We start from the raw sequence: 26154 nt of genomic DNA on the forward strand, positions 1-26154 counted from the left end.
TGTTCAGGGTGACCTTAATACTTAAGCTGTAAATCAACTTACAATTATCTGAAAACGTACAAAATGCACAATTTTTAACGACTTGGCAAGTAGACTTATTTTAAAGCCTTCTTACGTCCCTGCCCGATCAGGAAAACTTCCTTGGAGCGAGCACGTGATGCCAAAGGTTTAGATGTTTTCAGAACATCAAAACTATCAACCACTTGCTTACGGAATTCGTCAAAACCTGAACCTTGGAAAACTTTTACCACAAATTGACCTTTAGGGCCTAGCACCTTGTTGGCAAAATCCAGTGCAAGTTCACACAAGTAAATCTGACGCGGTTGATCTACAGCCTTATTACCTGATGTATTGGGGGCCATATCTGAAATTACAACGTCTACAGTACGACCATCTAAAATTTCTAACAATTGCTGGAAGACTTCTTCTTCGCGAAAGTCACCTTGCAAGAAAGTCACATCAGGTAATGCATCCATTGGTAAAATGTCAGATGCAATTAATAAACCTTTGTCGCCGACCAACTTACCGGCGATTTGTGACCAACTCCCGGGAGCTGCACCTAAGTCGACCACGGTCATGCCGGGTTTGATGATCTTGTACTTTTCTTGCATTTCTAAGAGCTTATATGCTGCACGCGCACGATAGCCGTCCTTTTGTGCCTTTTTCACATAAGGATCGTCTAAATGCTCTCTCATCCAATCACGACTACTTTTAGATAACTTTTGGTTGGTAATGCGTGTAGCCATAACTCTCTAAATAAAAAAACGTCTAATTATTAATTGTACGTGAAAAAGACATATTTTGCAGTATACATGTGTATCTAAATCTAGGAGTTTTGCTCGTTATGAAGAGATATTGGAAATGATTATTTCCTGATAATTTAAAGCGTTTGTTTTTTGCTTTTGCTATACTAAGCCGTTTTAAAATTCAGGTTATCTCTCATGGCGTCTTTATCTATTCAGGAACGTAAGCGTTTACGTCAAATCGGACATGCTTTAAACCCGGTCGTTATGCTGGGTGACAAAGGCCTGACTGAAAATGTCATCGAAGAATTAGCGCGTGCTTTAAACGATCACGAACTGATTAAAGTAAAAATCGTAGCTGAAGATCGTGAAGCGCGTGCAGCATTGATTGCTGAAATTTCAGAAGCGACTGGTGCCGAAGTAGTTCAAACTATTGGTAAAATTGCGCTGCTTTACAAGAAAGCTGCGAAACAAAACCAAAAATTGTCCAACCTTGTCCGTTTCGCTCATCTGTCTAACTAAGTACAGGACTTATGGCAAGTTACGAACTTAGCGCATTTGATCGCCGTTTTCAGGCCATCTCTCTGGTTGCCGCCATTGAACAGCAAAGCCCATGCAATTTAAATGTGGGCTTCTGGATCCGTGATCCCAATCAGTACATCTTGTGGCCCGACATGGTGACGGCACATCCCCGTCAGGATTTCCTGTGGGAACAGACCTGCTTTGAAATTTTTATTGGGGTTCAGGGCGAAGATTTTTATCGTGAGATTAATCTTTCCCCTTCTCAGGCCTGGCAGGCTTATCAATTTGAAGAATACCGTTATCCTGAAGATATGCCACCGCAAGCTGCGGATGATATTGAGCTGAATCAGCTCAAACGTACGCATTATGGTCTTAATGTCAGTGTAGATCTGACTGATTTTATGGCAACACATAAACTGAAATGGGAAAACTTGTTCCTGGGTTTATCTGCTGTTTTAAAAACCTCACAAGGTGATCAATACTATGCCATGCAGCATAGTAGTCCTCAGGCAGATTTTCATAATAAACGTGACTGGTTGCATGTATTTTAAATAGATTGACGCTGTGCATCAGCTATTTAAAGTGTAACAGGCGAATAAAACGTGAGACTTAAAGTCTCACGTTTTTGTTTATTGCTCAACAATGATTGATCCTCTGTATAATTATTTTAGATTTTTTATTGTTTTCAACGTTCATATTTTAATGATGTAGATGATGCTGCTCCTGAATAGATTTCACAGCAGCATAAAGAATAAAAGCAAAAGTAATGATCATCAGAAGAATGGTCCCAAACACCAGTCCCAGCACTCCCAAACATAATACGATTACACCTAGATAAAGTATGCGCCCAATCCGCTTTCCAGATTCAGTAGCATGATCAATATCAGTAAAATAAGTACACCTACAAAATGCTGTTGCATCGTGACCCCCTTTAATTGTTATTGTGAGTCCGTTTTGCTGCATAAAGACAAAGGAGAACATTTGATTGTTCTCCTTTTTAAATAGCGGCCTTTCAGCGCAGCCTAACTTTTCAGCTCAGGACTTTTGTCCGAGCTCTCTGTTTTCACCACGGGTTTGACTTTTTTCAGTACTTCAATGGTACTGTCCTTAGAACGTTTAAAAGTATCGGTCAGATGTTCCTTATGCTTGGTCGAAATCTGACTGACATCCTCTTTCAACTCTTTACCCAGATTAGATAAGTCTTCGAAGACAGCGTTGAATTCTGTCTTGATAAAGCTTTTCAGTTCAGTTAATTCTTTCTGCGAATCGAAAATCTGCTCCTTCAAAGTATCAATACGCTGTAACACCTCCTGCTTAAATTGACGCAATTGTTCCTGCACAGTGTCGCTTAACTGCTTGGCTTCAACTTCAAGCTTTTCCTTACTTTCCTCGATGGTTCCAATTGCCTGATCTTTAGCCTCGACTGCTACTTTTTCAAGCTTCTCGGCAGTTTCAGTGACCACGCTCGGAGTGATTTTTTTAGATGTAGTAGATTTAGGTGCTGTAGCCATTTGTCTTGTTCCTATTGTTATATCGACTAAGCTATATTAGTAGATTTGATAAAAATTAAGATTTGATTTGTCTGACAATTATTAATTGCTTACATTTTTTCACATTGCTTACAAAACAGACTTCCATGCAAAAAGCAAGCCATTTATCTCATACTTTCGCTGCAAAGCCGTTGGACTTTAGGGGTCATTCTGCGTATAATGCCGTGTTAAGTTCAAGCGAGCAGACATAGGAGGGTAGGTTTAAAAAATAGCCTTCCTTTTTTTTCGTCTTCTCGCTTTTTTACAGCCTAAATTTCAGGAGCTTTGGTTTGAGCACCCCAGCAATTTTAGCCCTTGCCGACGGAACTATCTTTAAAGGTACTTCGATTGGCGCATCGGGTAGTACGACTGGTGAAGTCGTTTTCAACACTGCCATGACTGGCTATCAAGAAATTTTGACTGACCCGAGTTATGCACAGCAACTTGTGACACTGACTTACCCACATATCGGTAACACAGGCTGCAATGAAGAAGACGCTGAATCAGGTCGTATTCATAAGGTTTGGGCTAACGGATTGATCATTCGTGACCTGCCTTTACTGCACAGTAACTTCCGTTCAACCCAATCATTAGCTGAATATTTGGTACAACACAATGTTGTGGCAATTGCGGATATCGACACGCGTAAATTGACACGTATCTTACGTGACAAAGGTGCGCAAAATGGCTGTATCCTTGCTGGCGAAAATATCACTGAAGCTGAAGCGCTTGAAAAAGCACGTGCATTTGGTGGTTTAAACGGTTTAGACCTGGCAAAAGAATGTTGCGACCCTGAAGGTTTTGAATGGACTGAAGGCTCTTGGACATTAGGCAAAGGTTTCTCTCAACCAGAAGCTAAATTCCATGTTGTTGCATACGATTACGGTGTCAAAACCAACATCTTACGTATGCTCGCAGACCGCGGTTGTAAACTGACTGTTGTGCCGGCGCAAACTCCTGCTGCTGATGTACTTGCACTGAATCCGGATGGCGTGTTCCTTTCGAACGGTCCTGGTGATCCGGCTGCATGTGACTACGCAATTGAAGCTGTAAAAACAATTGTAGAAACCACTGAAATTCCAGTATTTGGTATCTGCCTGGGTCACCAGATTCTTGCGCTTGCAAGTGGTGCTAAAACCTTAAAAATGCCTCACGGCCACCACGGTGCGAACCATCCTGTACAAAATCTTGATAACGGTACAGTGATGATTACTTCTCAAAACCATGGCTTCGCAGTCGATGAAAGCAATCTGCCTGATGTGTTGCGTGTAACGCATCGCTCACTGTTTGATGGCACCAACCAAGGTATCCATCGTACAGACAAACCTGCGTTCAGCTTCCAGGGTCACCCTGAAGCAAGCCCGGGTCCACATGACTGCGCACCATTGTTCGATCATTTCATCGAACTTATCGAAGCATCTAAGAAGTAATTAAGGAAGCATCATGGCTAAACGTACTGACATTAAAAGCATCTTGATTATTGGTGCTGGTCCGATTGTCATCGGTCAAGCATGTGAGTTTGACTACTCAGGTGCTCAAGCATGTAAAGCCCTTCGTGAAGAAGGCTATCGCGTTATTTTGGTCAACTCAAACCCAGCGACCATCATGACCGACCCAACCATGGCGGATGCAACGTATATTGAGCCAATTACTTGGCAAACTGTTGCAGCGATCATTGAGAAAGAGCGCCCAGATGCTGTTCTTCCAACCATGGGTGGTCAAACTGCATTGAACTGTGCCCTTGCCCTTGATGAGCACGGCATTTTAGAAAAATTCAATGTTGAATTGATCGGTGCGACCAAAGAAGCGATTGAAAAAGCTGAAGACCGCAAACTGTTCGACCAGGCAATGCGTAAAATTGGTCTTGAATGTCCAAAAGCTGACGTTGCTGAGTCAATGGAACATGCTTTAGAAATTCAAGCACGTTTCGGCTTCCCAGTGATTATCCGTCCATCATTCACGATGGGTGGTTCAGGTGGCGGTATCGCGTACAACAAAGAAGAATTCATCGAAATTTGTGAACGCGGTTTCGATCTTTCTCCGACTAAACAATTATTGATCGATGAATCTTTAATTGGTTGGAAAGAGTACGAGATGGAAGTTGTTCGTGACAAAAACGACAACTGTATCATCGTATGTACCATTGAAAACTTTGACCCAATGGGCGTGCATACAGGTGACTCAATCACTGTTGCCCCTGCGCAAACATTGACAGACAAAGAATTCCAGCTTTTACGTAATGCATCTTTAGCGGTTCTCCGTGAAATTGGCGTAGAAACAGGTGGTTCTAACGTACAGTTCGGTATTTGCCCAAATACTGGCCGTATGGTGGTGATCGAGATGAACCCACGTGTATCACGTTCATCTGCCCTTGCCTCTAAAGCAACTGGTTTCCCAATTGCAAAAATCGCAGCGAAATTGGCTGTGGGTTATACGCTTGATGAGTTGAAAAACGACATCACTGGCGGTACAACGCCTGCATCGTTCGAACCTGCAATCGACTACGTTGTTACTAAGATTCCTCGTTTCAACTTCGAGAAATTCCCACAAGCTGACGCAACGCTTACAACTCAGATGAAATCTGTCGGTGAAGTGATGGCGATTGGTCGTAACTTCCAGGAATCTGTACAAAAAGCCCTTCGTGGTCTTGAAGTTGGCGCTTCTGGTTTTGACGAAAAAATTGAAGTGGGTGCTGAAGGCGCGCGCGACAAAATCTTGCAAGAGCTTAAAGTTCCAGGTCCTGAGCGTATTTGGTACGTGGGCGACGCATTCCGTCACGGCTTTACTTTAGACGAAGTATTCGCTGCAACGAACATTGACCGCTGGTTCTTGATTCAAATCGAAGACATCATCAAAACTGAAAACCAAATCAAAACTTTAGGTTTTGGCGACTTGAACGCAGACAACATCCGTGCATTCAAACGTAAAGGTTTATCAGATCTTCGCATTGCGGACTTGATGGGCATTTCACAAAAACAATTCCGTAAACACCGTTGGAACCTGGGCGTAACTCCAGTTTACAAACGTGTCGATACATGTGCTGCAGAATTCGAATCTGATACAGCCTACATGTACTCAACTTACGATGAAGAGTGTGAAGCCAATCCGTCTGCAAAAGACAAGATCATGGTGATCGGCGGTGGCCCTAACCGTATTGGCCAAGGGATCGAGTTCGATTACTGCTGTGTACACGCAGCGCTTGCTATGCGTGAAGATGGTTACGAAACCATCATGGTGAACTGTAACCCTGAAACTGTTTCTACGGATTACGATACTTCAGATCGTTTGTACTTTGAACCGATCACACTTGAAGACGTGCTTGAAATCGTACGTATCGAGAAGCCGAAAGGCATTATCGTTCAGTACGGTGGTCAAACACCTTTGAAATTGGCTCGTGCTCTAGAAGAAGCCGGTGCGCCAATTATCGGTACATCACCTGATGCGATTGACCGTGCAGAAGACCGTGAACGTTTCCAGCAAATGATTCAACGTCTGCAACTTCGTCAACCGAACAACAGCATTGTAAAATCTGCTGAAGAAGGTATGGCTGAAGCATCTAAAGTCGGCTACCCGCTTGTAGTACGTCCTTCTTACGTCCTTGGTGGTCGTGCGATGGAAATCGTGTACAACGACGAAGAACTCAAACGCTACTTACGTGATGCGGTTCAAGCATCTAACGAAGCGCCTGTTCTTCTTGACCGTTTCTTAGATGATGCGATCGAAGTTGACGTGGACTGCGTATCTGACGGTAAAGACGTTGTGATTGGCGGCATCATGCAGCACATTGAACAAGCGGGTATTCACTCAGGTGACTCGGCATGTTCGATTCCTCCTTACTCTCTATCTAAAGAGATTCAGGACGAAATGCGTCGTCAAACCGTGGCTATGGCAAAAGAGCTTGGCGTGATCGGTTTGATGAACGTTCAGTTTGCGGTTAAAGGTGAAGACGTTTACATTCTGGAAGTGAACCCACGTGCGTCTCGTACTGTGCCATTCGTTTCTAAGTGTATCGGTGAATCTTTAGCGAAAGTTGCTGCACGTTGTATGGCGGGTCAATCTCTTGAGTCTCAAGGCTTTACATCAGAGATTATTCCTGAGCACTTCTCTGTCAAAGAAGCCGTGTTCCCGTTCAACAAATTCCCTGGTGTTGACCCAATCCTTGGCCCTGAGATGAAATCGACTGGCGAAGTGATGGGCGTTGGTAAAACATTTGGTGAAGCGTTCTATAAAGCTGTTTTAGGTGCAAACGAGCGTTTACCAGGTCTTCCAACTGAAGGCGAAGTAAAACACGCATTTATCTCTGTACGTGACTCAGATAAACCACGTGCGGCGGGTATCGCAAAACAATTGATTGACCTAGGCTTCAAGATTCTTGCAACTGATGGTACATTTAAAGTGATTAGCGATGCTGGTCTTGAATGTGAACGTGTCAATAAAGTAACTGAAGGTCGTCCTAACATTGTGGACCGTATTAAAAACGGCGAAATCCACCTTGTGATTAACACGACTGAAGGCAAAAAGGCACAAGAAGACTCATTCTCGATCCGTCGTTCAGCACTTCAAGGTAAAGTGTATAACACAACTACATTGAATGGTGCGGATGCAGTATGCCAAGCTTTAGCAATTAAATTGCCAATGGATGTATATCGTTTGCAAGACCTAACTAAAGGTTAATTCGCTTCCAAGAAGTCCCGCTACCTTCTTGGTGGCGGGCTTTTTTTTATTTATAGATTTTATATCTTTCAACTGACTTTTGAGGGACAACATGCAACGTTATCCTATGACACCTGAAGGCAAAATTGCCTTAGAGAAAGAATTACACCAACTGAAAACAGTGGATCGCCCACGTATTACAGCTTCAATTGCAGAAGCGCGTGAACACGGCGACTTAAAAGAAAATGCAGAATACCATGCAGCACGTGAACAGCAAGGCTTCTGTGAAGGTCGTATTCAGGACATCGAAGGCAAACTGGGTGCAGCTCAGGTGATCGACGTAAAAGAACTTGAACAGAATGGTCGTGTGGTTTTTGGTGTAACGGTCACGATTGAAAATCTGGATACTGAAGAACAGAAAACCTATAAAATTGTAGGTGATGACGAAGCAGACTTTAAGATTAACAAGATCTCTGTGAACTCGCCAATTGCACGTGGTCTTTTAGGTAAAAACGAAGGCGACGATGTGAAAATCAATACACCAAACGGTGAAGTTGAATACGAAATTGTGAAAGTTGAATATCTTTAAAATTTAAAGCTGTTTAATTTAAAGCCCCTCGATTGAGTAATGCCAGTCAGTTAAGCAGACATTAGAAAAATGTAGTAAAAATGAGTGTATGCCAATACGCTCATTTTTTTTATGACTTTATCTGAAAATTTAGATTGCACCCTTCAACATTCTTTGCCTTCACTCAGCCATTTCAGTGAACTCATTGATTTAAACTGGATTAAAGAAAGCCTACATCAAACAGGTAAGGCTTCTATCAGGAGAAGAAAATTACCTGCCGAACATGTGGTATGGCTGGTAATTGGGCTTGCCCTATTTCGAGATCAACCGATCGGGTATGTCGTAGAGCAACTAAAACTTGTGTTTGGTACAACAGAATATTGTGTCCCCAGTGCAGCAGTGCAAGCACGACAACGTTTAGGACGAGAGCCCTTGAATACCTTGTTTTCTCTACTCAGCCAAGCCTGGTTTGAAGAATCCCAACAGCAATACTCAAACTTTCATGGCCTTAGTGTATGTGCTGTTGACGGGGTGGTTTGGTCTATGCCTTATACAGACGAGAATTTTGAACACTTTGGCTCATCTAAGGGTAAAACCGCTGCAGCCCCTTATCCACAAGTGAGAGCAACCTGCCTGGTAAATACCAGCACCCATGAAATCATTGATGCCCAAATAGGTAGCATGGATCAGGGTGAACTTACACTGGCAAATCGATTATGTCCTCCATCGCATAGTATTACCTTGTTTGATCGAGCCTATTTCTCTGCTGATTTCTTGATTGACTGGCAAACACGAGTAGAAGCCAGTCATTGGTTAATGAGAGCAAAAGATAATTTACGCTATGAGATCATTAAACGTAATTCCCCGCATGACTTTCAAATCAAAATGCCTCTTTCAGCTAGAGCCAGGAAGCTAAATCCATCATTAGGAGAATATTGGGAAGCGCGTTTGATTGAAGTTGAGCAGGCAGGGAAAATTAGACGTTATATCACTTCATTAATGGATTCAAAGGCATATCCACTGATAGGCTTGGCGAAGCTTTATGCCCAGCGCTGGGAAATAGAAATGTGTTACCGAGAAATCAAAAGTGATTTACAGGAAGGTAAGCATTTGAGGAGCAAGCAACCTGATTTAATTTATCAAGAATTATGGGGGGTCTTCATTGCCTATAATATTCTAAGAAGACAAATGAAACATATGGCTCAACGTGCAAAAGTCAGTCCTTTGAGAATCAGCTTTCATATTGCCTCTATCAGCATCCTGAATATATTAAGATTTGATTCTTTAGACTCCGCAGGGAATTTACCTAAACATCTAGAAAGTTTACTGGAGAAATCGAGGAGGTATGTTTTGCCTGAGAGAAGGGTTAGAAGTTGCCCACGAGTTGTGAAAGGAAAACCGCAGAAATACCCAAGAAAATGCCAGTCAATTTCTTAACTGACTGGCATTACCTCGATTGAGGGGTTTTTTACCTTTATCTGCTTCCTACAAACGAATTAGCTCTGGGCTTCTTTTAAAAACCCCGATGCAAATAAATTAAATGCATGTAAAGCCTCAGGGAGTACCTGCTCAGGATGTTCGCTAGAAGCCACCCAGAGGGCTGCATTCATTGCAGCACCATTTAAAAATACCGCAGCAGCTTCCGGATCAACTGTTTTAATTCGATCTGCTACCAATAATTGCTCAACACATTCACGCGTGGACTGCAAACATCTGTTTTGACTTGGCCAGTGTGCAGGATCACCCAATACCGCAGGCCCATCGCGCAATACAATGCGCTGGAATTCAGAGTTTAAGGCATTTTGAATATAGGTCCGCCCTTCCAGCATCAATCCTTCCCACAGATCATCAGGCTGCTCCAGATGTTGCTGCGCAGATGAAGCCATTTCCGAATCGATCTGGTCGACCACTGCAGCAAATAAGCCTTTTTTATCACCAAAATGATGATACAGCGCACCACGAGTCAGCCCTGCTTCTGCCGTGAGCTTATCCATTGAAGTGCCAGCATAACCATATTCCGCAAACGCACGGCGTGCCACTTCTATCAGTTTCTTGCGGGTTTCCGCCATCTTTTGTTCACGAACAGACATGAATTACTTTACCTCATCATCATAAAAATTTTAATTGACATACGGACCGTATGTCAATTATGTTTACATACGAAGCGTATGTGAAAGTCAAGTTGCTTTCACTCACTGATAAATTAGATATTGAATGAGAATAGACATGACTAGAACTGCGATATTTCCCCAAGACCGCCATGCCCTGTATGAACAGCATGGTTATTCTGCTGCGATCAAATCGGAAGACTTACTTTTTGTTTCTGGTCAGGTCGGTAGCCGTGAAGATGGCTCGCCTGAACCAGATTTTGAGAAGCAGGTAGAACGGGCTTTTGAAAACTTAGCTGCAACATTGGCAGCGGCTGGTTGTAGCTTCGACAATATTGTCGATGTCACTACTTTTCACACTGACCCCGAACGGCAGTTTGAAAGTATTATGAAAGTTAAACAACAAGTGTTTAATCAAAAGCCTTACCCAAACTGGACTGCGGTGGGCGTGACTTGGCTGGCAGGTTTTGATTTTGAAATTAAAGTGATTGCCTGTATTCCTCTCAGCGCTTAGGTCATATCAGCACGTGCTTTAGGATTTGCTTCACAAGCTGAATTGCGATTGTTGATTCAGCTTAAAGTGCAATTCGGTATAATGGCGCATTCCTTGTAGTTATAGCCTCCTCATGTCTGAAAAGTTAATTAATTCTCCTGTGAAGCATTGGTGTGAATTCGAGTTCATCTCAAAAACGGTGAAGAATCCCAACATTCATATCAAAGGGAATTATTCGTATTATTCGGCCTATTGGGATCAGGGGTTTGAGCGTTGTGTAGTGCGCTATCTGCATGATAAGCCTGCCACGCCTGAGAAGCCCATAGACCAGCTCTATATCGGTAATTTTGTCTGTTTTGGTGCTGAGTGCGTGATTATGATGGGTGGCAATCAACTCCACCGTACCGACTGGATTTCAGCGTTTCCATTCGATACACGCAGTTTTGTACCTGCTGGCGATACTATTATTGGCGATGGCTGTTGGATTGGCTCACGCGCTTTGATTATGCAGGGTGTGAACCTTGGTGAAGGCGCGGTAGTGGCGACAGGCGCAGTCGTGACCAAAGATGTGCCACCTTATGCAGTTGTGGGCGGCGTACCTGCGAAAATTATTAAATACCGCTTCCCACAAGAAGATATCGAAAAACTGCTTTCCCTTAAAATTTATGATATCGATGAAAAGCAGTTTTTAAAGATGCGTGAGCAGTTGCAGACGGCTGAAATTAAGGAGTTATCCGATTTTTTAACTTTAGATTATTAGCTATTCATTCTTTTTTAAACTGTATGGTTTAAAGCTTGGCTTTGACTAAGTATTTTTAGGTTTGGTTGTAAATAAACCTGGCCTGTTTCGTCATCAATATAGGTAATTACATCACAAGCAATATAATTCTCGTATTGCTTGCCATATATATCTTGATATCTAATTCTAAATGTTCTTGTTAAATCCTCTATTCCATCATTTAGTTCCTGGGCCATTTGACCGTCAACATCAAATAATATAGTCATGATTTCTGCGTGTTCCAATTTATATTGTGTTTGTTGAAGGGCGAATTCAAACATGAGGTGCGACAGTTTGAAAAGTCTTATGATAATCAACAAGCTGAGCAAATTTCTCTAATGGTGTAAGCCAATCTAACGCTTTTCTAGGACGAGTATTCAGTGACATGGCAACTTGATTTAAATAATGCTGATCTGCCTGATTTAAATCAATCCCTTTAGGTAAATATTGCCTAATTAAACCATTCATATTTTCGCATGTGCCTTTTTGCCAGGGTGAATGTGGGTCACAGAAATATACATCTATGCCTAAATCTTCTTCAAGTATTTTATGTTCTGCCATCTCGCGTCCACGGTCATAGGTCAACGTTTTACGCAGTTCTGCAGGTAAATATTTCAGAGCTTCAGTTAAAGCCTTGCGCACTGATTCTGCCTTTGCATCAGGTAATGTTGCCAAGATACAGAGCCGTGTATTTCGTTCAATAAGTGTTGCTATCGAACTTTTATTGTCTTTACCTTTAATTAAATCAGCTTCCCAATGACCCGGTATTTTTCTTTCTTGAACTTCGGCTGGGCGCTCATGAATAGTTTTAATATCCTGTAATATAGAATCTTTTTTAGGTTCACCGTTAGCTTTTCGCTTTTTATTTTCATGACGTAGACAGGATAATAAGTCTTTTTTCAACTCACCCTTGGGTAATGCTCGTATCGTTGAATAAATCGTTGTATGGCTTACATTCATTGTTTGATCCAAATCAGGAAATGTCTTTAAACGCTTTGCTATTTGCTGAGGAGACCATAAACAACGGATCGCTTCAACAATAAATTTCCAGAGGATTGAATCGATTTTGAGTTTTCTGTGACCACGTCTACGTCTAGCAAAAGTGTTATCAGAAGCATATCGAGCTTGATAAACGTCATTGATGCTATTTCTTTTAAGCTCACGATAGATCGTACTAGGATGTCTTTTAATAAGTTCAGCAAATTTTCTGGCTGAAAAGCCTTCTTTTCTTGACTCAAGCATTAATGCAGTACGATCTTCAAAGTTAAGATGATGGTATGACAATTTTATATACTCCATAAACCCTTTAAATTAATTAGGTGGTTTATGTCGCACTTCAAGTTTTACTCTGCCAAGATATGGTTGGTCCTTACGATGTTTTATAAATAAATTTCTAGAAGTTCCACCTATATTTTTAATATTCAAAGTAAACTTGATAACTCTATCTTTATAATGATCGATTACATTTCCATCGTCATCACAAATAGGTTCATCATGAAGAAAGTTATCTGTTAACTGAAAACTGAAAACTGTATTCAAAGTATGGTTGAACCTGAAAATGCTTCTGCTGAAGCTCCTCTTCATACACCCTAGCTAATCTTGACTGTTGCTCAACTGAAGCTTTCATTTCTTGCACCTGCAATTCCAAAGCTTCAGTTGTTTTCTTTAGCTCTATTGCTTGCATATTTAGAGCCTCAGAATTTTGCTCAAGTCCTTTACCCTGTTGATAAAATCCTCTTACCAACCAAAAAAATGCCAAAGGTGCAAAAGCTCCCGCAATAAAATCACCGAATTCATTTAAGTTTGTAGGCAATATCCCATTATGAATTTTAAAATAAATAAAAATAAGCCATGCAAAAGTTATTGCCCACGAAAGACAACTCCCTATATTCTTTTTAAACCATTTACCAATTTCATCATGTTTAGGCATTTTTTTAGAATTCATTCTCTTACATTTCAATTATTATAATCACACTCATTATTTTAAACATAAAAAAACCCACTCAATCGGAGCGGGTTTTTTCAGAATATGGTGGCTATGACGAGACTTGAACTTGTGACCCCCGCATTATGAGTGCGGTGCTCTAACCAACTGAGCTACATAGCCTTAAACTGTGCGCGCATTATGGGATTTTCTGTAAATCACGTCAACCCCATATTGTGCTGTTTGATCAAAATTTGTTGAAGTGAGCCGATAAGCCGGGTTCTGTCGTGAACGATCATTCCTCTAGGCGCACAATCACTCATGCGCTCAAGCGACCTACCCGAATCCAGCATGGGCCATGCCTAATGGATTCCTATTTGGTCTTGCTTCCGGTGGGGTTTACCTCGCCATGAACTGTTACCAGCCATGCGGTGCGCTCTTACCGCACCCTTTCACCCTTACCTCCGATTCCGATTGCTCGAAAACATAATGAAGGCGGTCTTCTCTCTGCTGCACTTGCCGTCGGTTTGCACCGCCCAGGCGTTACCTGGCACCTTGCCCTATGAAGCCCGGACTTTCCTCCCCTGCTTCAATCACGGAGATCTCCACAGCAGCGATCGTCTGGCTCACTTCGAGCGGCATAGTATCAAATATCGAGACTAATTGCTTGATGTTTTTTGAGCAGTCAGTTTTTCATACTTGGCTTGCAGCTGTTCCTGCGTTTCGACATGATTCGGATCCAGTGGAATACAATCCACCGGACAGAACAACTGGCACTGCGGTTGATCATGATGTCCGACGCACTCTGTACATAGGTCTGGATGAATCTCATAAATGAGTTCACCCATATAGATGGCCTCATTCGGGCATACAGGTTCACAGACATCACAGTTAATACATTCATCGCTGATATATAAAGACACGCTACCAACCTTGTTGAAGTTTACGCTCGAAGGCAGCAACCACGTTTGGTGGTACAAACTTGGTTACATCACCTCTTAGTCGAGCAATTTCACGCACCAAAGTGGATGAAATAAAAGAATATTGCTCTGAAGGGGTTAAAAACACCGCTTCAAAATGGGAGTCCAGCTGACGGTTCATATTGGCCAACTGAAATTCGTACTCAAAATCAGACACTGCACGCAAACCACGCAATACAGCAGTCGCCTTTTGCTCACGGAAAAAATTGACGAGCAAACCGTCAAAACCTACAAATTCAACATTGTCCAAATGACTCAATGACTCTTTCGCCAATGCGACACGCTCTTCCAGACTAAATACCGGATTTTTATGATGACCGATAGCAATGGCTACCACGACTTCATCAAACATTCGCGCTGCGCGGGTTACCAAATCAATATGTCCATTGGTAATTGGATCAAAAGTCCCCGGATAAATCACACGAGTTTTAGACATCCATTTGTACTCTGTTTGTTATGTAGAATCTTATTTTAGCAAAAACTTGTTTTTTTGGTGAATAATCCTCATTAATTTAAAAAACTTCACCTTATTTCTAGTTGCGGTACAATAGCAGCACGTTTGGAAGTATCAGATTATGGCGAAAGCATCTATTGTAGTAAAAAAAAATAATGGCGGTACCATTGCACTGAATAAACGTGCCCGCCACGATTATTTTATTGAAGAGAAATTTGAAGCGGGGCTTTCATTAAAAGGCTGGGAAGTCAAATCAATGCGCGCTGGTCGCATGACCATTGTAGAAAGTTATATTACCTTTAAAAATGGTGAAGCGTTCTTGTTTGGTGCACAGGTTCAGCCCTTGTTAAGTGCTTCGACCCATGTGGTGCCTGAAGCAACCCGTACCCGCAAACTGTTGCTGAATCGCCGTGAAATTGAAAAGTTGATGGGTGCGATTAACCAGAAAGGTTATTCCTGCGTTCCACTGGCCTGCTACTGGAAAGGTCCACATGCCAAGCTGGAAATTGCTCTGGTCAAAGGTAAGCAGCTCCATGACAAACGTGCCACCGAAAAAGACCGTGACTGGCAACGTGATAAAGCACGAATTTTCCATAAATAATGGATTAAAAATTGAATATAAAAAAACCTCCGCATTTGGAGGTTTTTTTATAACTTTAAGCTTTGCCGCCCAGTCTTGCCAGAGTCAGGGCAATATATTCCCCAAACCAGAGCCCGGTTTTTAAATCGCCCTCAGGTGGAGTGACTTCTACCGGCGCATTATCTGACTGGGTCATAAGCCCCAAGAAGCTCGACATCCGATTCAGATCCGTCACTGCACGACCTGTCGGCATCAATGGCAATCCACTCCATAGCATACCGTGCTGCATGGCAAACAGATTGATTTGCTGCAAGACCGCCAGCTTGTCGCCACTGAGTCCACCACCATTGGTAAAGGCTGCTGCCAGCTTACCCTGCCAGCTACGTGCCAGCCAGCGCTTGGAAGACTGTTCCATAAACAGCTTCATGGCAGAGGTCAGGCTACCCATATAGGTCGGACAACCAAAGATAATTGCATCGGCGGCGTCTAGTACATCCCAGTCTATATGTTCGACATTCATCATATGCACCTGAACACCAGTTTCTCGCGCACCATCGGCAATAAAATTTGCCACTTTAGCCGTGTGTCCATAAGGACTGTGATAAACAATCGCAACAGATTTGGAAGATAGGGACATAACGCTCAAAAGCCAAAAAATTCAGTTAAGTTTAACATTTTCATGCCATAAACACGAATGTCGCCATACGCCCTGTTTTAGCTTCGCGGCGATAAGAGAAATATTCCTCTGCTTGACGATAAGAACACTGATCCCCACCCAATACGGTATTTATGCCGTGTTGCTGCAAGATATAACGTGCAATTGCATACAGGTCGGCATAATATTTAGCTGCCTGTTCACCGACCTGAAATGCACTGTCCAGTTCAGGATATTTACCGCAAAAAGCTGCTTTTACTTCAGCACCAATTTCAAAACACGGCTGGCTAATTGCTGCCCCGAGCCAGGCCCAGGTCGGCGGAGTCTGCATAGCGGCAATGGTGTTTTCGACAATCCCACCCGCCAGACCACGCCAACCAGCATGCAAATTGGCAACTTCCGTACCTTTCGCATTCCCCATTACTACAGGTAAACAGTCTGCAGTCATCATCATCAAGGCATGCACCTTGCGCTGCGTCACCAGACCATCTCCGACCAGTGCGGTAAATGGCATCTGCTCATTAATGCTATGACAAATGGTGCTATGCGTCTGGGTCATCCAGGTAATCTTATCTACGCCAAAGGCAGCGAAATCCTGCAATAAAGCCATACGATGCTGTTGTACCCGTAGCGCATTATCCTGCACATGCAAGGCCAAGTTAAAACCTGCAAGCTCAGGCTGTGCGGATGGCTGTACTTTCGCATGGTGAACGCGAGTCTGGCCGACATACACACCTTGTGGAAGTCCTGGTACAAATTGCATCTCGATTCCTTGCTTTGACGCGAGCTAAATAAAAAGATTAATAGGCTTTGTTTTCGGTACGCAGCACTTCAACCAGATTGGCAAAGTCTTCCGGCCACGGTGCTTCAAAGGTCATTTCTTCTTTGGTACGCGGATGGGTCAGACCGAGTTGTACAGCATGCAAAGCCTGACGCTTGAAGCCACGCAAAGTATCATCTAATAATTGCGATGCACCTGCAGGCATACGGACACGTGGCATATACACCTGATCGCCCACCAAGCCAAAGCCGATATAGCTAAAATGCACACGGATCTGATGGGTACGTCCAGTTTCCAGACGGGCTTGAACACGGGTAAAATGCTGGAAACGCTCTTTGACATTGTAATGCGTCACCGCGTCTTTACCACCTGGAAGTACGGTCATTTTCACACGATCCACCGGATGGCGTTTGATTGGTTCATCAATGGTACCGCCAGCAATAATATTGCCGTAAACCACCAGGTCATACAGGCGATATACTGATTTTTTCTCAAGCTGTTTGCTTAAGGCAAACTGTGCTTCCAGATTTTTGGCAACCACCAACAGACCACTGGTGTCTTTATCGATACGATGTACCAGACCTGCACGCGCCAGTTCAGCTGATTTCGGATAGTGATGCAATAAAGCATTCACCAAGGTGCCAGAACTATTGCCAGCGCCCGGATGCACTACCATGCCTACAGGTTTATTGATGACAATAATGTCATCATCTTCATAGATGATATCCAGTGGAATATCTTCCGGCAGACTGCGCGTTTGCGCTTCAAGCTCAACATTTAAAGTCAGGGTTTCAAAACCATCACTTTTAAATTTCGGCTTAACCGGTTGACCATTCACCAATAAATTGCCATCTTTAATCCATTGCTTTAATTTTTCTCGAGAAAAATCGCTCCAGACCATTGCGGCAATCTGGTCGATCCGTTGCCCGATATAAGTTTCATCCAGTTGAAATTGCAACGATAAACGTGTTGCAGTTGCTTCTGAAGTATGGTTATCTGCATCCTCAGAATCTTCAAGTAAATTGAAATCAGTATCAGGGATATTAGAATTGGAAGATTGTGCTTGACTCATTTGCTCATTCAGACAAAAGTGGTTTAATAGTGCAATTGTAGCTCATTGCCCGTATTAACAGAGGAATTTTTATGTCGCTACCACATTATAAAATGACAATGCTTGCTGTGACATTAGGCATTGCATCGGCAATGGTAGGCTGTAGCAGTAATCCAAAAAAAGAAGTCGTGGATAAAGGTCCGGAATCTAGCGAACAGGTTTATATTCAAAAAGCACAGAAAGCGCTAGATCGTAATCAATATACCGATGCAGCAAAACAGTTGGAAGCGCTGGAAACTTATTTCCCGACCAGTCAGTATGCCCCGCAAGCGCAACTGGAACTGTTGTATGTGAAATTCCAGCAAAAAGATTATGAAGGTGCGGTCGCACTGGCAGAGCGTTTTATCCGTCTGAACCCGCAACATCCAAATGTCGACTATGCCTACTATGTACGCGGTGTCTCAAATATGGAACAGAACTATAACGGCCTGCTGCGTTATACCTCGCTGAAACAGTCGCATCGTGATGTCAGCTACCTGAAAGTGGCTTACCAGAATTTTGTTGATTTCATTCGCCGCTATCCATCTAGCACTTATGCAGTGGATGCAGCACAGCGTATGCAGTTTATCGGTCAGGAACTGGCTGAGCATGAAATGAACGCAGCACGTTTCAACATCAAGCGTAAGGCTTATCTGGCAGCAGTTGAACGTGGCTTGTGGGTGATTGAACATTATCCTCAAACTCCGCAGATTCCAGAAGCACTGGCAACGGTTGCTTATGGCTATGCTCAGCTAGGTGATAAAGCGACTTCTCAGCAATATGTGGATGTATTAAAGCTGAATTATCCGAATCTGGTGAAATCAGATGGGACGGTGAATCTGCGTGCAGCGCGTAGTGAAGGCAGCTTCTTTAACCGCGCGACACTGGGTATTTTTGGTAAAGAAGCCAAGACTGTAACCGACATCGATGCACAGTCTGATGCGCCAGAAAATGAAAAGCGCAGCATCACCAATCGCATTTCATTTGGTTTGCTGGATCGTCCTAAAACGGCTGAATAAAGCTAAAGAAGGCCGGCAGCATCAGCAAATAAGACAGCGCTTTACAGGTGCATTTTCCTCAAGGGCAAGGTATCATACTTGCCCTTTTGCGTTGTCTTGCCCAGGCTTGAACAAAACGTGCAAAAGGTATACAAAGGAACTTGAAATATTCAATGTCCAACTAGACTATTTTCATTTTTTCAGTGATTTAGACCTTAGATTCCAGCACGAGAAGCTCAGCAGACCATGGCCATTCCTCAACATACGATTGATCAGATTCTCGATCGCACCGATATTGTCGATGTGATTGGTCAATTCGTAAAACTGAAAAAAACAGGCCGTACCTATTCAGGCTGCTGCCCTTTTCATCAGGAAAAATCACCGTCTTTCCACGTCTATCGTGACAAACAGTATTTTCACTGTTTTGGCTGTCAGGCCAACGGTAATGCCATCCGTTTTTTAATGGACATTGGCAGCCGTAATTTTGTCGAAGTGATGAAAGACCTGTCCAGCCAGACGGGCATCGAACTGCCTAAAGACAATACTGATTCCAATAAATTAAAATATAAACGTGAAGCAGCCAAACCCAAAATCGTGCCTGCTCAAACTGCACCACAAACTCAGCCGCAACAGAATAACGCTCCAACAGAAAATAATAATGCTGCATCTACGGCGAGTTTCGATCCATTTGCAGAGTTTCAGACAGTCGAACAGGATTTTTATGGTGACCCTTTTGCTTCTTTTGAACACCTACCGATGGCGGAAGTTCAGCAAGACGGTAACCTCTACGACCTGCTAGAAAATATCGCGCAGTTCTATGAGCGCCAACTCCCAAATAGCCCGAGTGCCCAGCAATACTTCAAGCAGCGTGGTCTGACTGCAGAGACCATTGCCTATTGGCGCTTAGGCTATGCGCCTGAAGACTGGCAACATCTGGAAAAAGCCTTTCCTCAGGATATTGAGGGCTTAAAACTTTTAGGTCTGATTCGCACCAGCGACAGTGGCCGTGATTTTGACCTGCTGCGTGAACGAGTCATTTTCCCGATCCGTGATACCAAGGGCCGTGTGGTCGGCTTTGGCGGCCGTGCCCTGAATGACGAGATCAAGCCGAAATACATCAACTCGCCAGATTCTGAAGTCTTCCATAAAAACCAGTTGCTGTACGGCCTCTATGAGGGCCGCAAACAGAAAGCCCAAGAATGGCTGATGGTCGAAGGCTATATGGATGTGATTGCGCTTCAGCAATATGGCATTCATGGCGCAGTGGCGACTTTAGGCACAGCGAGTAATACCGACCACCTGAATATTCTGTTCAAGCAGAGCAACCGGCTGACCATTGCCTTTGATGGGGATGCTGCCGGTCAAAAAGCAGCGCGCCGTACCTTGGACATTGCCCTGCCCCTGCTGAATGATGGCCGAGAGCTGAAGTTCTTTGTTTTGCCCGCTGACCATGACCCAGATTCATTGATCCGCCGTGAAGGGATAGAAAACTTCAGACGCTTGCTGGATCAGGCACCGTTGATGTCGGACTTCGTGTTTGCCCATCTGACCCAAAATCAGGATATCACCACCCCAGAAGGCAAGAGTCAGGTTATGGGTGAACTAAAAAATCTGACCGAATTACTGCCCAAACACGGCTCCTTCCGTTATCTGCTGCAGCAATTTTTCCGCGAAAAACTGGGCTTTAATCGTAAATGGCAACCTAAGGTCAATACAGATGCATCTTTAAGCTTTAGTACCAAAATTGATGCTGAAGAATATGTGATTGCGATCTTGATGAATCATCCTTATCTGTATATTCATTTTGAACCACTGCGCGCGCTAGTAGCGGAAGATCAGTTGCTGTTTAAGATTTTGAATATTCTGAATGTGATTTTTGATGACTTACCGGATGATCCTGAACTGTCGATCTATTATGTGCTCGGTGCCTGCGCAGCCCATCATCATGAACTGCAGCATATTCTGCAGCATGCCAATGTCAGCGATTACACCTCATCGCCGGAACAGGCCGATAAGCTCGCGGCTGATTTTTCAACCAAGCTGCAATATCAGTGTTTAAAAAACAAGATTAAATCCAAGAAATTTAACAGTATTGCAGAAATGAAAAACCTGAAAATGCAGATTTATGAGATTGACCGCAAACGCTCAATGACCCTGTTAGAAGATTAATTTTTCAAATTATTGATTCTTTTGAATCCAATGAAGTCACTGCTAGCTCACATTATTATTTATAATTTTCTCAAATAATCAGGCTGGGTTTTATGTTGAAGTACAAATCAGCAAAGAACCAAGCTTCTCATCATGCTGATTAAAACGAATGCCTGGATTTACGACGCTTCGCGACTACATTGCCCAGTTCTTCCTGTAACAGCTCAAAATAGGTAGGATCTTCCGCTTTGGCCGCCTCACGCAGCACAATAGAAGTTGGATGCAACAGTTTTTGGGTTAAACGATGTGAAAACTCGGCCAGTACCGTTTCCGCCTTTTCGCCCTTGGCAATACGCTGCATTGCCAGTGACAATTCTTCCTGACGTAATGTTTCCCCGTGGTCACGATAGGCATGAATGGTCGCCCCGGCCTGTTTGACCTTTTGCTGGGTCATCAGTTCTGTAGCCAGCTGATTGACCATGATCTCAGCCTCAACAGCCGCTTGACGGCGCTGTGCCAGATTTTCCTCAATCACGCTTTGCAGGTCATCGACCCCATACAGATAAACCCCGTCCAGGCTTTCTACTTTGGCATCAATATCGCGTGGCACTGCCAGATCGACCAGCAGCATCTGCTGGTAACGGCGTTTCTTTAATGCTGCCTTGATATCAGGATAGTGAATCACCTGATGCAAACTGCCGGTACAACTGGAAATGACATCGGCACGATGCAGATTTTCTGCAAGCTGATCAAAATCTATAATTTCGACTTCAACTCGATGTGCAATTTCCTGTGCCAGAATATCCGCACGCTCGCGGGTACGGTTACAGATGATGATCTTGCCCACACCCATTTCTGCAAGATGCTTAGCCACCAGACTGTTCATCTCTCCAGCTGCCACCACCATAATGGTCAGCTTGTCCGGGTGACTAAACACTTGCAAGGCCAGTTGTGCTACCGCATAGCCCATCGAGACCGCATGACTACCGACAGCCGTTTCCGAACGCACACGTTTAGCGGCATAAAAAGCATATTCAAAAATGCGGTTCAGGTTTTGCGAAACGGTATGAGAGTCTTTGGCCAGAGAAAGTGCGGTTTTGACCTGCCCCAGAATTTGTGGTTCACCTAGCATCAGTGAATCCAGACCACTGGCAACACGCATCAGATGCGTCACCGCTTGAGCATTTTCATAACGATAGACATGATGTTGCAGTTGTTTGACATCCACCCCATTTTTCTGGGCGAGCCAGTTCAGCACCATGTCAGCATTGTCAGACATGGCGTAAACTTCGGTCCGGTTACATGTAGACACCACCACCATGTCGTTCAGTTGAGGGTGTTGGCTTTGCTCGGCAAGAATGGCACTTAACTTTTCAGGGTTAAACGCCACTTGTTCGCGCAGTTCTACAGAGGCAGTTTGATGGTTGACACCCAATGCAAAGAAAGACATATCAGGTCATCATTTCACTAAATTTATGCTATTGTGCAACATCGGTGTCATAAAAAGCATTACTTGGATCAATAAAAAATTGCGTCAAACAATTAGCCGTATCAACGGCCCTACAATTAAGCAATATTCTACCACATTCCTACTGGTGGGTAGCATGGCTTCGACTGCGCATCTTTATGCAGCGGAAGCAGTTTACCATGCAAATCAAAATTATGATGCGATAAAACAAAGTATGATGGCTGAGTTTGCCATCGCTGCACATGACATTCCGACTGCTTTGCACAACTATACGGTGCTGGCGATCAAGAGCAATTCCACTTCAGTCAAGCAGCGTGCACTGAATGTCGCGCTGGAACATGATGACCTACAGGCAGCACTAGATATCTCCACGCACTGGGTGGTACAAGAGCCACAAGACGTCCCTGCTTTATTTTATTTATCACATATTGCCCTTAAAGCGCATGAATATGAGCTGGCTGCTGAGACCTTAGAAAAAATCCTGCAAATTGATGACAGTGCCGATCTGGAAGAAATTCTCGCCGGAATTTCACCGGAAGGCACAGAGGATCGTACTTATCTGATTCAGGCCTTAAGCACCACTAAAGCCAAGGACAATCCATCTATTCTGGTGCTGGTAGCCGGTCTGGAAGCACAAAATGGTCAGCTCGAACAGGCTCTAAATACAGTTAACCGCGCCTTAAAAAAACGTCCGAATGCGACCGGCTATATTTTGATGAAAGCCAATCTGCTCAATGCACTCGGCGATACTCAGGCGACACTGCAATGGTATGAAAAATCCAGCCGTAAACACCGCAATAATCTGGATGTACGTCTGGCGGAAGTCAAATATCTGGTCAAGCTGAACGAAGCGACTTTGGCGCTGAAAAAACTGCAAGACATTCTAAAAAAATGGCCGACTGCCGAAGAAGCCCTGTTTATTGCCGGACTGACCAGTATTGACTTAGAAGAATACGAGAAGGCCGAAAAATATCTGGTTGAACTGCGTTATTCTGCACAATATCAGAACGAAGCCTATTATTATCTGGCGGTCAATGCAGAACGCAAACAGCACTATGAAACAGCCAAAGCCTATTATCGTCTGGTCGATGGCAGTCTGTACACGGTCTCGCGCCGTAACATGATTTCGATTTTTGCCCAGCAGGATAAACTGCATGATGCACTGCGTTTCCTGACTCAGGAACGGGTCAATTATCCACAACATGCCAGCTTCCTCTATCTAGCCCAAGCGGATATTTTGACGCGCATGCAGAATAAAAAAGCTGCGATTCGCCTGTTGGAAGAAGCCAGCAAAAACCTGCCGGATGACCCTGAACTGGTCTATTCGCAAGTTCTGTTGCTGGATCCCCATCAGGATCGCGTCAAGCTGGATGAACTACTCAGCACTTTACTTAAAATTGAACCGAACAGTCCGACCTATCTGAATGCCTATGCCTATACCCTGGCGATGCAAAACCGTCGCCTCGAAGAAGCACGCCGCTATGTCGAACAGGCACTAGAATATGCACCAGAACAGGCGTCCATTCTGGATACCTATGGTTATATCTGTTATTTACAGAATGACTTCGCCACAGCTGCGGACGTATTATACAAAGCCTATCAATTGAATCCGAATGTGAAGATTGGGGTGCGTTATGCCCGGTCGTTGTACATGAAAGGTGATCTACAACACTTCCACCAAGTGTTACAACAATTACAACAAAACCATCCAAATGCCCCAGAATTGAAACAACTTAATTCGCTATTGTTAGCACCACAAACCAAAACGAGTTAATTAATTTATGCGCAATTTGAGCCAATTGGGCTGCTGTGCCTTTGCAGCCACTGCTTTATTTTTAACTGGCTGTCAGCAGATGATCAAGCCACAAGCGCCTGCCACCCCGTCTGTACAGGCAGACAATCAATTTCAGCTGCAAGGTAAAATTGGCGTTCGCACCCCTCAACAGACTGGCAGCGCATTCTTTACCTGGGTACAACAGCAGGAAGAATTCGATATTGAACTCAGCGGTATCTTAGGCGTCGGTAAAACCCAGATTTCTGGCACGCCGGGACAAGTGACCTTAAACAGCGCAAAAACAGGTGTGATTCAGGCAGCCAGTGCCGAAGAATTATTGCAACGCGCAACCGGCTGGCAAGCACCGATCAGTTATTTAGTGGACTGGGTACAAGCCCGCCCTGCGACCAACTCTGCCAAATTACAAAAAGACGATACGCAGCGGATTAACCAGATTATTGAACAGGGCTGGACAGTCGATCTCAATTATAATGCGCAGGCCAAAATGCCAAACCGCTTGATTTTAAAACAGTCACTTGGAAATGGTGCAGAAAACCGTATTACAATGATCATTGAAAACCGTTAATTGACCTGATTCCAGCCCATGATGATTCGTGTTCCCTCGCCTGCTAAACTGAATTTGTTTTTACATATCACCGGTCGCCGTGAAAATGGCTATCATGAGCTGCAAAGTATTTTTCAGCTGATTGACCTATATGACTGGCTGGAGTTTGAACAAAGCGCTGATGATGCGATTCAGATAGAAGGTCTGGCCTCAGTGGATCTGCAACAGAATTTAATCTATCGGGCGATACAGTTGTTGAAGCCCTATGCTAAGACGCTCTCTGGACTAAAAATTCGTCTGGAAAAAAATATCCCGATGGGTGCAGGTCTCGGTGGCGGCTCTTCCAATGCAGCGACGACCCTGATTGTGCTAAACCAGCTCTGGCAGTGCGGTTTAAATGTTGAACAACTGGCAGAGCTTGGGGTCAAGCTAGGCGCAGATGTGCCAATATTTGTGCATGGCAAAAATGCCTGGGCGGAAGGTATTGGCGAACACTTAACATTCATAGACTTAGATCAAAAAAAATTCATTGTGTTAAAACCTGATTGTTTTATCAGCACTCAACTGCTTTTTTCGCAAAAAGCATTGACAAGAGACACGAAGAGCTCTAAATTTTGCGCCTATCAGGAAACGCCATCTGATTTTGGAAATAACTTTGAGCCACTGGCAAGAAGCTTATATCTCGAAGTCGATGAAGCAATGCAATATCTCGACCAGTTCGGAAAAGCAAAGCTTACAGGTACAGGTGCTTGTGTGTTTATTGAAGTCACTGACAATCTGAATATCGAAGATATTCTTGCAAATGCACCATGTAAAGCTTACCTGGTCAACAGTTTACAAGAATCACCTTTAGTTCGGTTTAAAGTGTAGATAGGGGTATCGCCAAGTGGTAAGGCACCGGGTTTTGATCTCGGCATCCGTTGGTTCGAATCCAGCTACCCCTGCCATTTTTCACCTGTAGATGTACTGTATTAGGGGTATCGCCAAGTGGTAAGGCACCGGGTTTTGATCTCGGCATCCGTTGGTTCGAATCCAGCTACCCCTGCCATCTTACAGTCATCAAATTAGGGGCGTCGCCAAGTGGTAAGGCACCGGGTTTTGATCTCGGCATCCGTTGGTTCGAATCCAGCCGCCCCTGCCATTTTCTCGAAAAAAGACAGAACACTCATTTGCTGTAAGACTGTTAATTTACCTTGACACTTTACCGCAAAAATATTAAAGTTCTGCCGCATTAGGGGTATCGCCAAGTGGTAAGGCACCGGGTTTTGATCTCGGCATCCGTTGGTTCGAATCCAGCTACCCCTGCCATCTATTCCCATATATCCCAACCGCCAAGGGTGCTT

Annotated in this window: 26 protein-coding genes, 5 tRNA genes, 1 other RNA gene and 1 pseudogene; 18 read left to right on the forward strand and 15 right to left on the reverse strand. The window is 43.8% G+C overall.

Features of this window, described 5'->3' with window-relative positions:
- Nucleotides 1-95: 95 nt before the first annotated feature.
- A complete protein-coding gene (rlmE, locus tag I6L24_RS14810) occupies nt 96-746 on the reverse strand; it encodes a 23S rRNA (uridine(2552)-2'-O)-methyltransferase RlmE (RefSeq protein ID WP_004645756.1) in 651 nt (216 codons plus the stop codon).
- Between the two features lie 195 nt (nt 747-941).
- On the opposite strand from rlmE, the gene yhbY reads away from it, so the two are divergent.
- On the forward strand, nt 942-1265 hold the full coding sequence (yhbY, locus tag I6L24_RS14815; RefSeq protein WP_004280569.1) for a ribosome assembly RNA-binding protein YhbY: 324 nt from the start codon (nt 942-944) through the stop codon (nt 1263-1265).
- Nucleotides 1266-1276: 11 nt separating this feature from the next.
- Nucleotides 1277-1816: a DOMON-like domain-containing protein gene (locus tag I6L24_RS14820; RefSeq protein ID WP_005265866.1), complete on the forward strand. Its 540-nt coding sequence runs from the start codon at nt 1277-1279 to the stop codon at nt 1814-1816.
- A 148-nt stretch (nt 1817-1964) separates the two neighbouring features.
- Here I6L24_RS14820 and I6L24_RS14825 read toward each other — a convergent pair.
- Together I6L24_RS14825 and I6L24_RS14830 are read right to left on the reverse strand one after the other, a co-directional pair.
- A pseudogene (locus I6L24_RS14825) lies at nt 1965-2185 on the reverse strand (hypothetical protein).
- A 102-nt stretch (nt 2186-2287) separates the two neighbouring features.
- Nucleotides 2288-2776 carry a hypothetical protein gene (locus tag I6L24_RS14830; RefSeq protein ID WP_005265871.1) on the reverse strand — a complete coding sequence of 163 codons (489 nt, stop codon included), beginning with the start codon at nt 2774-2776 and terminating at the stop codon, nt 2288-2290.
- Between the two features lie 308 nt (nt 2777-3084).
- On the opposite strand from I6L24_RS14830, the gene carA reads away from it, so the two are divergent.
- The 4 genes from carA to I6L24_RS14850 all read left to right on the forward strand — a co-directional run bounded on the left by carA (nt 3085) and on the right by I6L24_RS14850 (nt 9452).
- On the forward strand, nt 3085-4224 hold the full coding sequence (gene carA / locus I6L24_RS14835) for a glutamine-hydrolyzing carbamoyl-phosphate synthase small subunit (protein WP_004280574.1): 1140 nt from the start codon (nt 3085-3087) through the stop codon (nt 4222-4224).
- A gap of 13 nt (nt 4225-4237) precedes the next feature.
- A complete protein-coding gene (carB, locus tag I6L24_RS14840; RefSeq protein ID WP_005265872.1) occupies nt 4238-7468 on the forward strand; it encodes a carbamoyl-phosphate synthase large subunit in 3231 nt (1076 codons plus the stop codon).
- Nucleotides 7469-7559: 91 nt separating this feature from the next.
- Entirely contained in the window at nt 7560-8036 is a 477-nt protein-coding gene (greA, locus tag I6L24_RS14845) for a transcription elongation factor GreA (protein WP_004645764.1), read from the forward strand.
- Between the two features lie 111 nt (nt 8037-8147).
- The gene (locus I6L24_RS14850; protein WP_005104965.1) at nt 8148-9452 is read left to right on the forward strand and encodes an IS4 family transposase; all 1305 of its coding nucleotides are present in this window, start codon (nt 8148-8150) and stop codon (nt 9450-9452) included.
- A gap of 59 nt (nt 9453-9511) precedes the next feature.
- Here I6L24_RS14850 and I6L24_RS14855 read toward each other — a convergent pair whose 3' ends face one another.
- Nucleotides 9512-10105 carry a TetR/AcrR family transcriptional regulator gene (locus I6L24_RS14855; protein ID WP_005252554.1) on the reverse strand — a complete coding sequence of 198 codons (594 nt, stop codon included), beginning with the start codon at nt 10103-10105 and terminating at the stop codon, nt 9512-9514.
- 136 nt (nt 10106-10241) lie between these two features.
- On the opposite strand from I6L24_RS14855, the gene I6L24_RS14860 reads away from it, so the two are divergent.
- Together I6L24_RS14860 and I6L24_RS14865 are read left to right on the forward strand one after the other, a co-directional pair.
- Nucleotides 10242-10637 carry a RidA family protein gene (locus tag I6L24_RS14860; RefSeq protein WP_085064316.1) on the forward strand — a complete coding sequence of 132 codons (396 nt, stop codon included), beginning with the start codon at nt 10242-10244 and terminating at the stop codon, nt 10635-10637.
- Nucleotides 10638-10749: 112 nt separating this feature from the next.
- Entirely contained in the window at nt 10750-11376 is a 627-nt protein-coding gene (locus I6L24_RS14865; protein ID WP_005265875.1) for a CatB-related O-acetyltransferase, read from the forward strand.
- 14 nt (nt 11377-11390) lie between these two features.
- On the opposite strand, the gene I6L24_RS14870 is transcribed toward I6L24_RS14865, so the two are convergent.
- From I6L24_RS14870 to coaD, 7 genes are all read right to left on the reverse strand, one after another.
- Nucleotides 11391-11675, reverse strand: a complete 285-nt coding sequence (locus I6L24_RS14870; protein ID WP_228733332.1) for a hypothetical protein — start codon at nt 11673-11675, stop codon at nt 11391-11393.
- Nucleotides 11668-12693, reverse strand: a complete 1026-nt coding sequence (locus I6L24_RS14875) for an IS30-like element ISAba125 family transposase (protein WP_010326927.1) — start codon at nt 12691-12693, stop codon at nt 11668-11670. The genes I6L24_RS14870 and I6L24_RS14875 overlap by 8 nt, the downstream gene beginning before the upstream one ends.
- 205 nt (nt 12694-12898) lie before the next feature.
- Complete coding sequence (locus I6L24_RS14880) at nt 12899-13339, reverse strand: hypothetical protein (protein ID WP_005265876.1); 441 nt, start codon at nt 13337-13339, stop codon at nt 12899-12901.
- A gap of 85 nt (nt 13340-13424) precedes the next feature.
- Nucleotides 13425-13501 (reverse strand) — tRNA-Met (locus I6L24_RS14885).
- A gap of 72 nt (nt 13502-13573) precedes the next feature.
- Nucleotides 13574-13951: RNase P RNA component class A (rnpB, locus tag I6L24_RS14890), an RNA gene on the reverse strand.
- Nucleotides 13952-13977: 26 nt separating this feature from the next.
- Entirely contained in the window at nt 13978-14241 is a 264-nt protein-coding gene (locus tag I6L24_RS14895; RefSeq protein WP_005265877.1) for a YfhL family 4Fe-4S dicluster ferredoxin, read from the reverse strand.
- Nucleotide 14242: 1 nt separating this feature from the next.
- Nucleotides 14243-14734, reverse strand: coding sequence for a pantetheine-phosphate adenylyltransferase (gene coaD, locus I6L24_RS14900; protein ID WP_004280585.1), 492 nt, complete (start codon nt 14732-14734; stop codon nt 14243-14245).
- 139 nt (nt 14735-14873) lie between these two features.
- On the opposite strand from coaD, the gene smpB reads away from it, so the two are divergent.
- Nucleotides 14874-15353: an SsrA-binding protein SmpB gene (gene smpB / locus I6L24_RS14905; RefSeq protein ID WP_004280586.1), complete on the forward strand. Its 480-nt coding sequence runs from the start codon at nt 14874-14876 to the stop codon at nt 15351-15353.
- A gap of 55 nt (nt 15354-15408) precedes the next feature.
- On the opposite strand, the gene I6L24_RS14910 is transcribed toward smpB, so the two are convergent.
- From I6L24_RS14910 to rluD, 3 genes are read right to left on the reverse strand one after another with little or no spacing between them, the layout of a single operon-like run.
- Nucleotides 15409-15969, reverse strand: coding sequence for a flavodoxin family protein (locus tag I6L24_RS14910; protein WP_005265878.1), 561 nt, complete (start codon nt 15967-15969; stop codon nt 15409-15411).
- A 40-nt stretch (nt 15970-16009) separates the two neighbouring features.
- Complete coding sequence (pgeF, locus tag I6L24_RS14915) at nt 16010-16750, reverse strand: peptidoglycan editing factor PgeF (RefSeq protein WP_005265879.1); 741 nt, start codon at nt 16748-16750, stop codon at nt 16010-16012.
- Nucleotides 16751-16787: 37 nt separating this feature from the next.
- Nucleotides 16788-17840, reverse strand: a complete 1053-nt coding sequence (rluD, locus tag I6L24_RS14920; protein WP_005265880.1) for a 23S rRNA pseudouridine(1911/1915/1917) synthase RluD — start codon at nt 17838-17840, stop codon at nt 16788-16790.
- A 71-nt stretch (nt 17841-17911) separates the two neighbouring features.
- Here rluD and I6L24_RS14925 point away from each other — a divergent pair, with 71 nt between their 5' ends.
- Both I6L24_RS14925 and I6L24_RS14930 read left to right on the forward strand, forming a co-directional pair.
- Nucleotides 17912-18877, forward strand: coding sequence for an outer membrane protein assembly factor BamD (locus tag I6L24_RS14925; RefSeq protein WP_005265881.1), 966 nt, complete (start codon nt 17912-17914; stop codon nt 18875-18877).
- 225 nt (nt 18878-19102) lie between these two features.
- Nucleotides 19103-21025, forward strand: a complete 1923-nt coding sequence (locus tag I6L24_RS14930) for a DNA primase (protein ID WP_004645776.1) — start codon at nt 19103-19105, stop codon at nt 21023-21025.
- A 139-nt stretch (nt 21026-21164) separates the two neighbouring features.
- Here the strand turns inward: I6L24_RS14930 and hemA are convergent, their stop codons facing one another.
- Nucleotides 21165-22454 carry a glutamyl-tRNA reductase gene (gene hemA, locus I6L24_RS14935; RefSeq protein WP_085064315.1) on the reverse strand — a complete coding sequence of 430 codons (1290 nt, stop codon included), beginning with the start codon at nt 22452-22454 and terminating at the stop codon, nt 21165-21167.
- 79 nt (nt 22455-22533) lie between these two features.
- On the opposite strand from hemA, the gene I6L24_RS14940 reads away from it, so the two are divergent.
- From I6L24_RS14940 to I6L24_RS14970, 7 genes are all read left to right on the forward strand, one after another.
- On the forward strand, nt 22534-24246 hold the full coding sequence (locus I6L24_RS14940; protein WP_005265884.1) for a tetratricopeptide repeat protein: 1713 nt from the start codon (nt 22534-22536) through the stop codon (nt 24244-24246).
- A 7-nt stretch (nt 24247-24253) separates the two neighbouring features.
- Nucleotides 24254-24832 carry a lipoprotein insertase outer membrane protein LolB gene (gene lolB / locus I6L24_RS14945; RefSeq protein WP_005265885.1) on the forward strand — a complete coding sequence of 193 codons (579 nt, stop codon included), beginning with the start codon at nt 24254-24256 and terminating at the stop codon, nt 24830-24832.
- Between the two features lie 21 nt (nt 24833-24853).
- The gene (ispE, locus tag I6L24_RS14950) at nt 24854-25681 is read left to right on the forward strand and encodes a 4-(cytidine 5'-diphospho)-2-C-methyl-D-erythritol kinase (RefSeq protein WP_085064317.1); all 828 of its coding nucleotides are present in this window, start codon (nt 24854-24856) and stop codon (nt 25679-25681) included.
- Between the two features lie 2 nt (nt 25682-25683).
- Nucleotides 25684-25758, forward strand: a tRNA-Gln gene (locus I6L24_RS14955).
- A gap of 26 nt (nt 25759-25784) precedes the next feature.
- Nucleotides 25785-25859: transfer RNA gene (locus I6L24_RS14960), tRNA-Gln, on the forward strand.
- 18 nt (nt 25860-25877) lie between these two features.
- A tRNA-Gln gene (locus I6L24_RS14965) sits at nt 25878-25952 on the forward strand.
- Between the two features lie 92 nt (nt 25953-26044).
- Nucleotides 26045-26119 (forward strand) — tRNA-Gln (locus I6L24_RS14970).
- Nucleotides 26120-26154 lie beyond the last annotated feature (35 nt).

The sequence above is a fragment of the Acinetobacter lwoffii genome (assembly GCF_019048525.1).
Lineage (GTDB): Bacteria > Pseudomonadota > Gammaproteobacteria > Pseudomonadales > Moraxellaceae > Acinetobacter > Acinetobacter lwoffii_K.

Coding starts and splice junctions, on each gene's coding strand:
- I6L24_RS14910 (WP_005265878.1), bottom strand. CDS start 15,969: ATGTCCCTATCTTCCAAATCTGTTGCGATTGTTTATCACAGTCCTTAT.
- I6L24_RS14865 (WP_005265875.1), top strand. CDS start 10,750: ATGTCTGAAAAGTTAATTAATTCTCCTGTGAAGCATTGGTGTGAATTC.
- I6L24_RS14850 (WP_005104965.1), top strand. CDS start 8,148: ATGACTTTATCTGAAAATTTAGATTGCACCCTTCAACATTCTTTGCCT.
- I6L24_RS14830 (WP_005265871.1), bottom strand. CDS start 2,776: ATGGCTACAGCACCTAAATCTACTACATCTAAAAAAATCACTCCGAGC.
- I6L24_RS14875 (WP_010326927.1), bottom strand. CDS start 12,693: ATGGAGTATATAAAATTGTCATACCATCATCTTAACTTTGAAGATCGT.
- lolB (WP_005265885.1), top strand. CDS start 24,254: ATGCGCAATTTGAGCCAATTGGGCTGCTGTGCCTTTGCAGCCACTGCT.
- smpB (WP_004280586.1), top strand. CDS start 14,874: ATGGCGAAAGCATCTATTGTAGTAAAAAAAAATAATGGCGGTACCATT.
- I6L24_RS14820 (WP_005265866.1), top strand. CDS start 1,277: ATGGCAAGTTACGAACTTAGCGCATTTGATCGCCGTTTTCAGGCCATC.
- I6L24_RS14855 (WP_005252554.1), bottom strand. CDS start 10,105: ATGTCTGTTCGTGAACAAAAGATGGCGGAAACCCGCAAGAAACTGATA.
- I6L24_RS14860 (WP_085064316.1), top strand. CDS start 10,242: ATGACTAGAACTGCGATATTTCCCCAAGACCGCCATGCCCTGTATGAA.
- hemA (WP_085064315.1), bottom strand. CDS start 22,454: ATGTCTTTCTTTGCATTGGGTGTCAACCATCAAACTGCCTCTGTAGAA.
- rluD (WP_005265880.1), bottom strand. CDS start 17,840: ATGAGTCAAGCACAATCTTCCAATTCTAATATCCCTGATACTGATTTC.
- I6L24_RS14925 (WP_005265881.1), top strand. CDS start 17,912: ATGTCGCTACCACATTATAAAATGACAATGCTTGCTGTGACATTAGGC.
- coaD (WP_004280585.1), bottom strand. CDS start 14,734: ATGTCTAAAACTCGTGTGATTTATCCGGGGACTTTTGATCCAATTACC.
- greA (WP_004645764.1), top strand. CDS start 7,560: ATGCAACGTTATCCTATGACACCTGAAGGCAAAATTGCCTTAGAGAAA.
- I6L24_RS14870 (WP_228733332.1), bottom strand. CDS start 11,675: ATGTTTGAATTCGCCCTTCAACAAACACAATATAAATTGGAACACGCA.
- yhbY (WP_004280569.1), top strand. CDS start 942: ATGGCGTCTTTATCTATTCAGGAACGTAAGCGTTTACGTCAAATCGGA.
- rlmE (WP_004645756.1), bottom strand. CDS start 746: ATGGCTACACGCATTACCAACCAAAAGTTATCTAAAAGTAGTCGTGAT.
- pgeF (WP_005265879.1), bottom strand. CDS start 16,750: ATGCAATTTGTACCAGGACTTCCACAAGGTGTGTATGTCGGCCAGACT.
- carB (WP_005265872.1), top strand. CDS start 4,238: ATGGCTAAACGTACTGACATTAAAAGCATCTTGATTATTGGTGCTGGT.
- I6L24_RS14930 (WP_004645776.1), top strand. CDS start 19,103: ATGGCCATTCCTCAACATACGATTGATCAGATTCTCGATCGCACCGAT.
- I6L24_RS14880 (WP_005265876.1), bottom strand. CDS start 13,339: ATGAATTCTAAAAAAATGCCTAAACATGATGAAATTGGTAAATGGTTT.
- ispE (WP_085064317.1), top strand. CDS start 24,854: ATGATTCGTGTTCCCTCGCCTGCTAAACTGAATTTGTTTTTACATATC.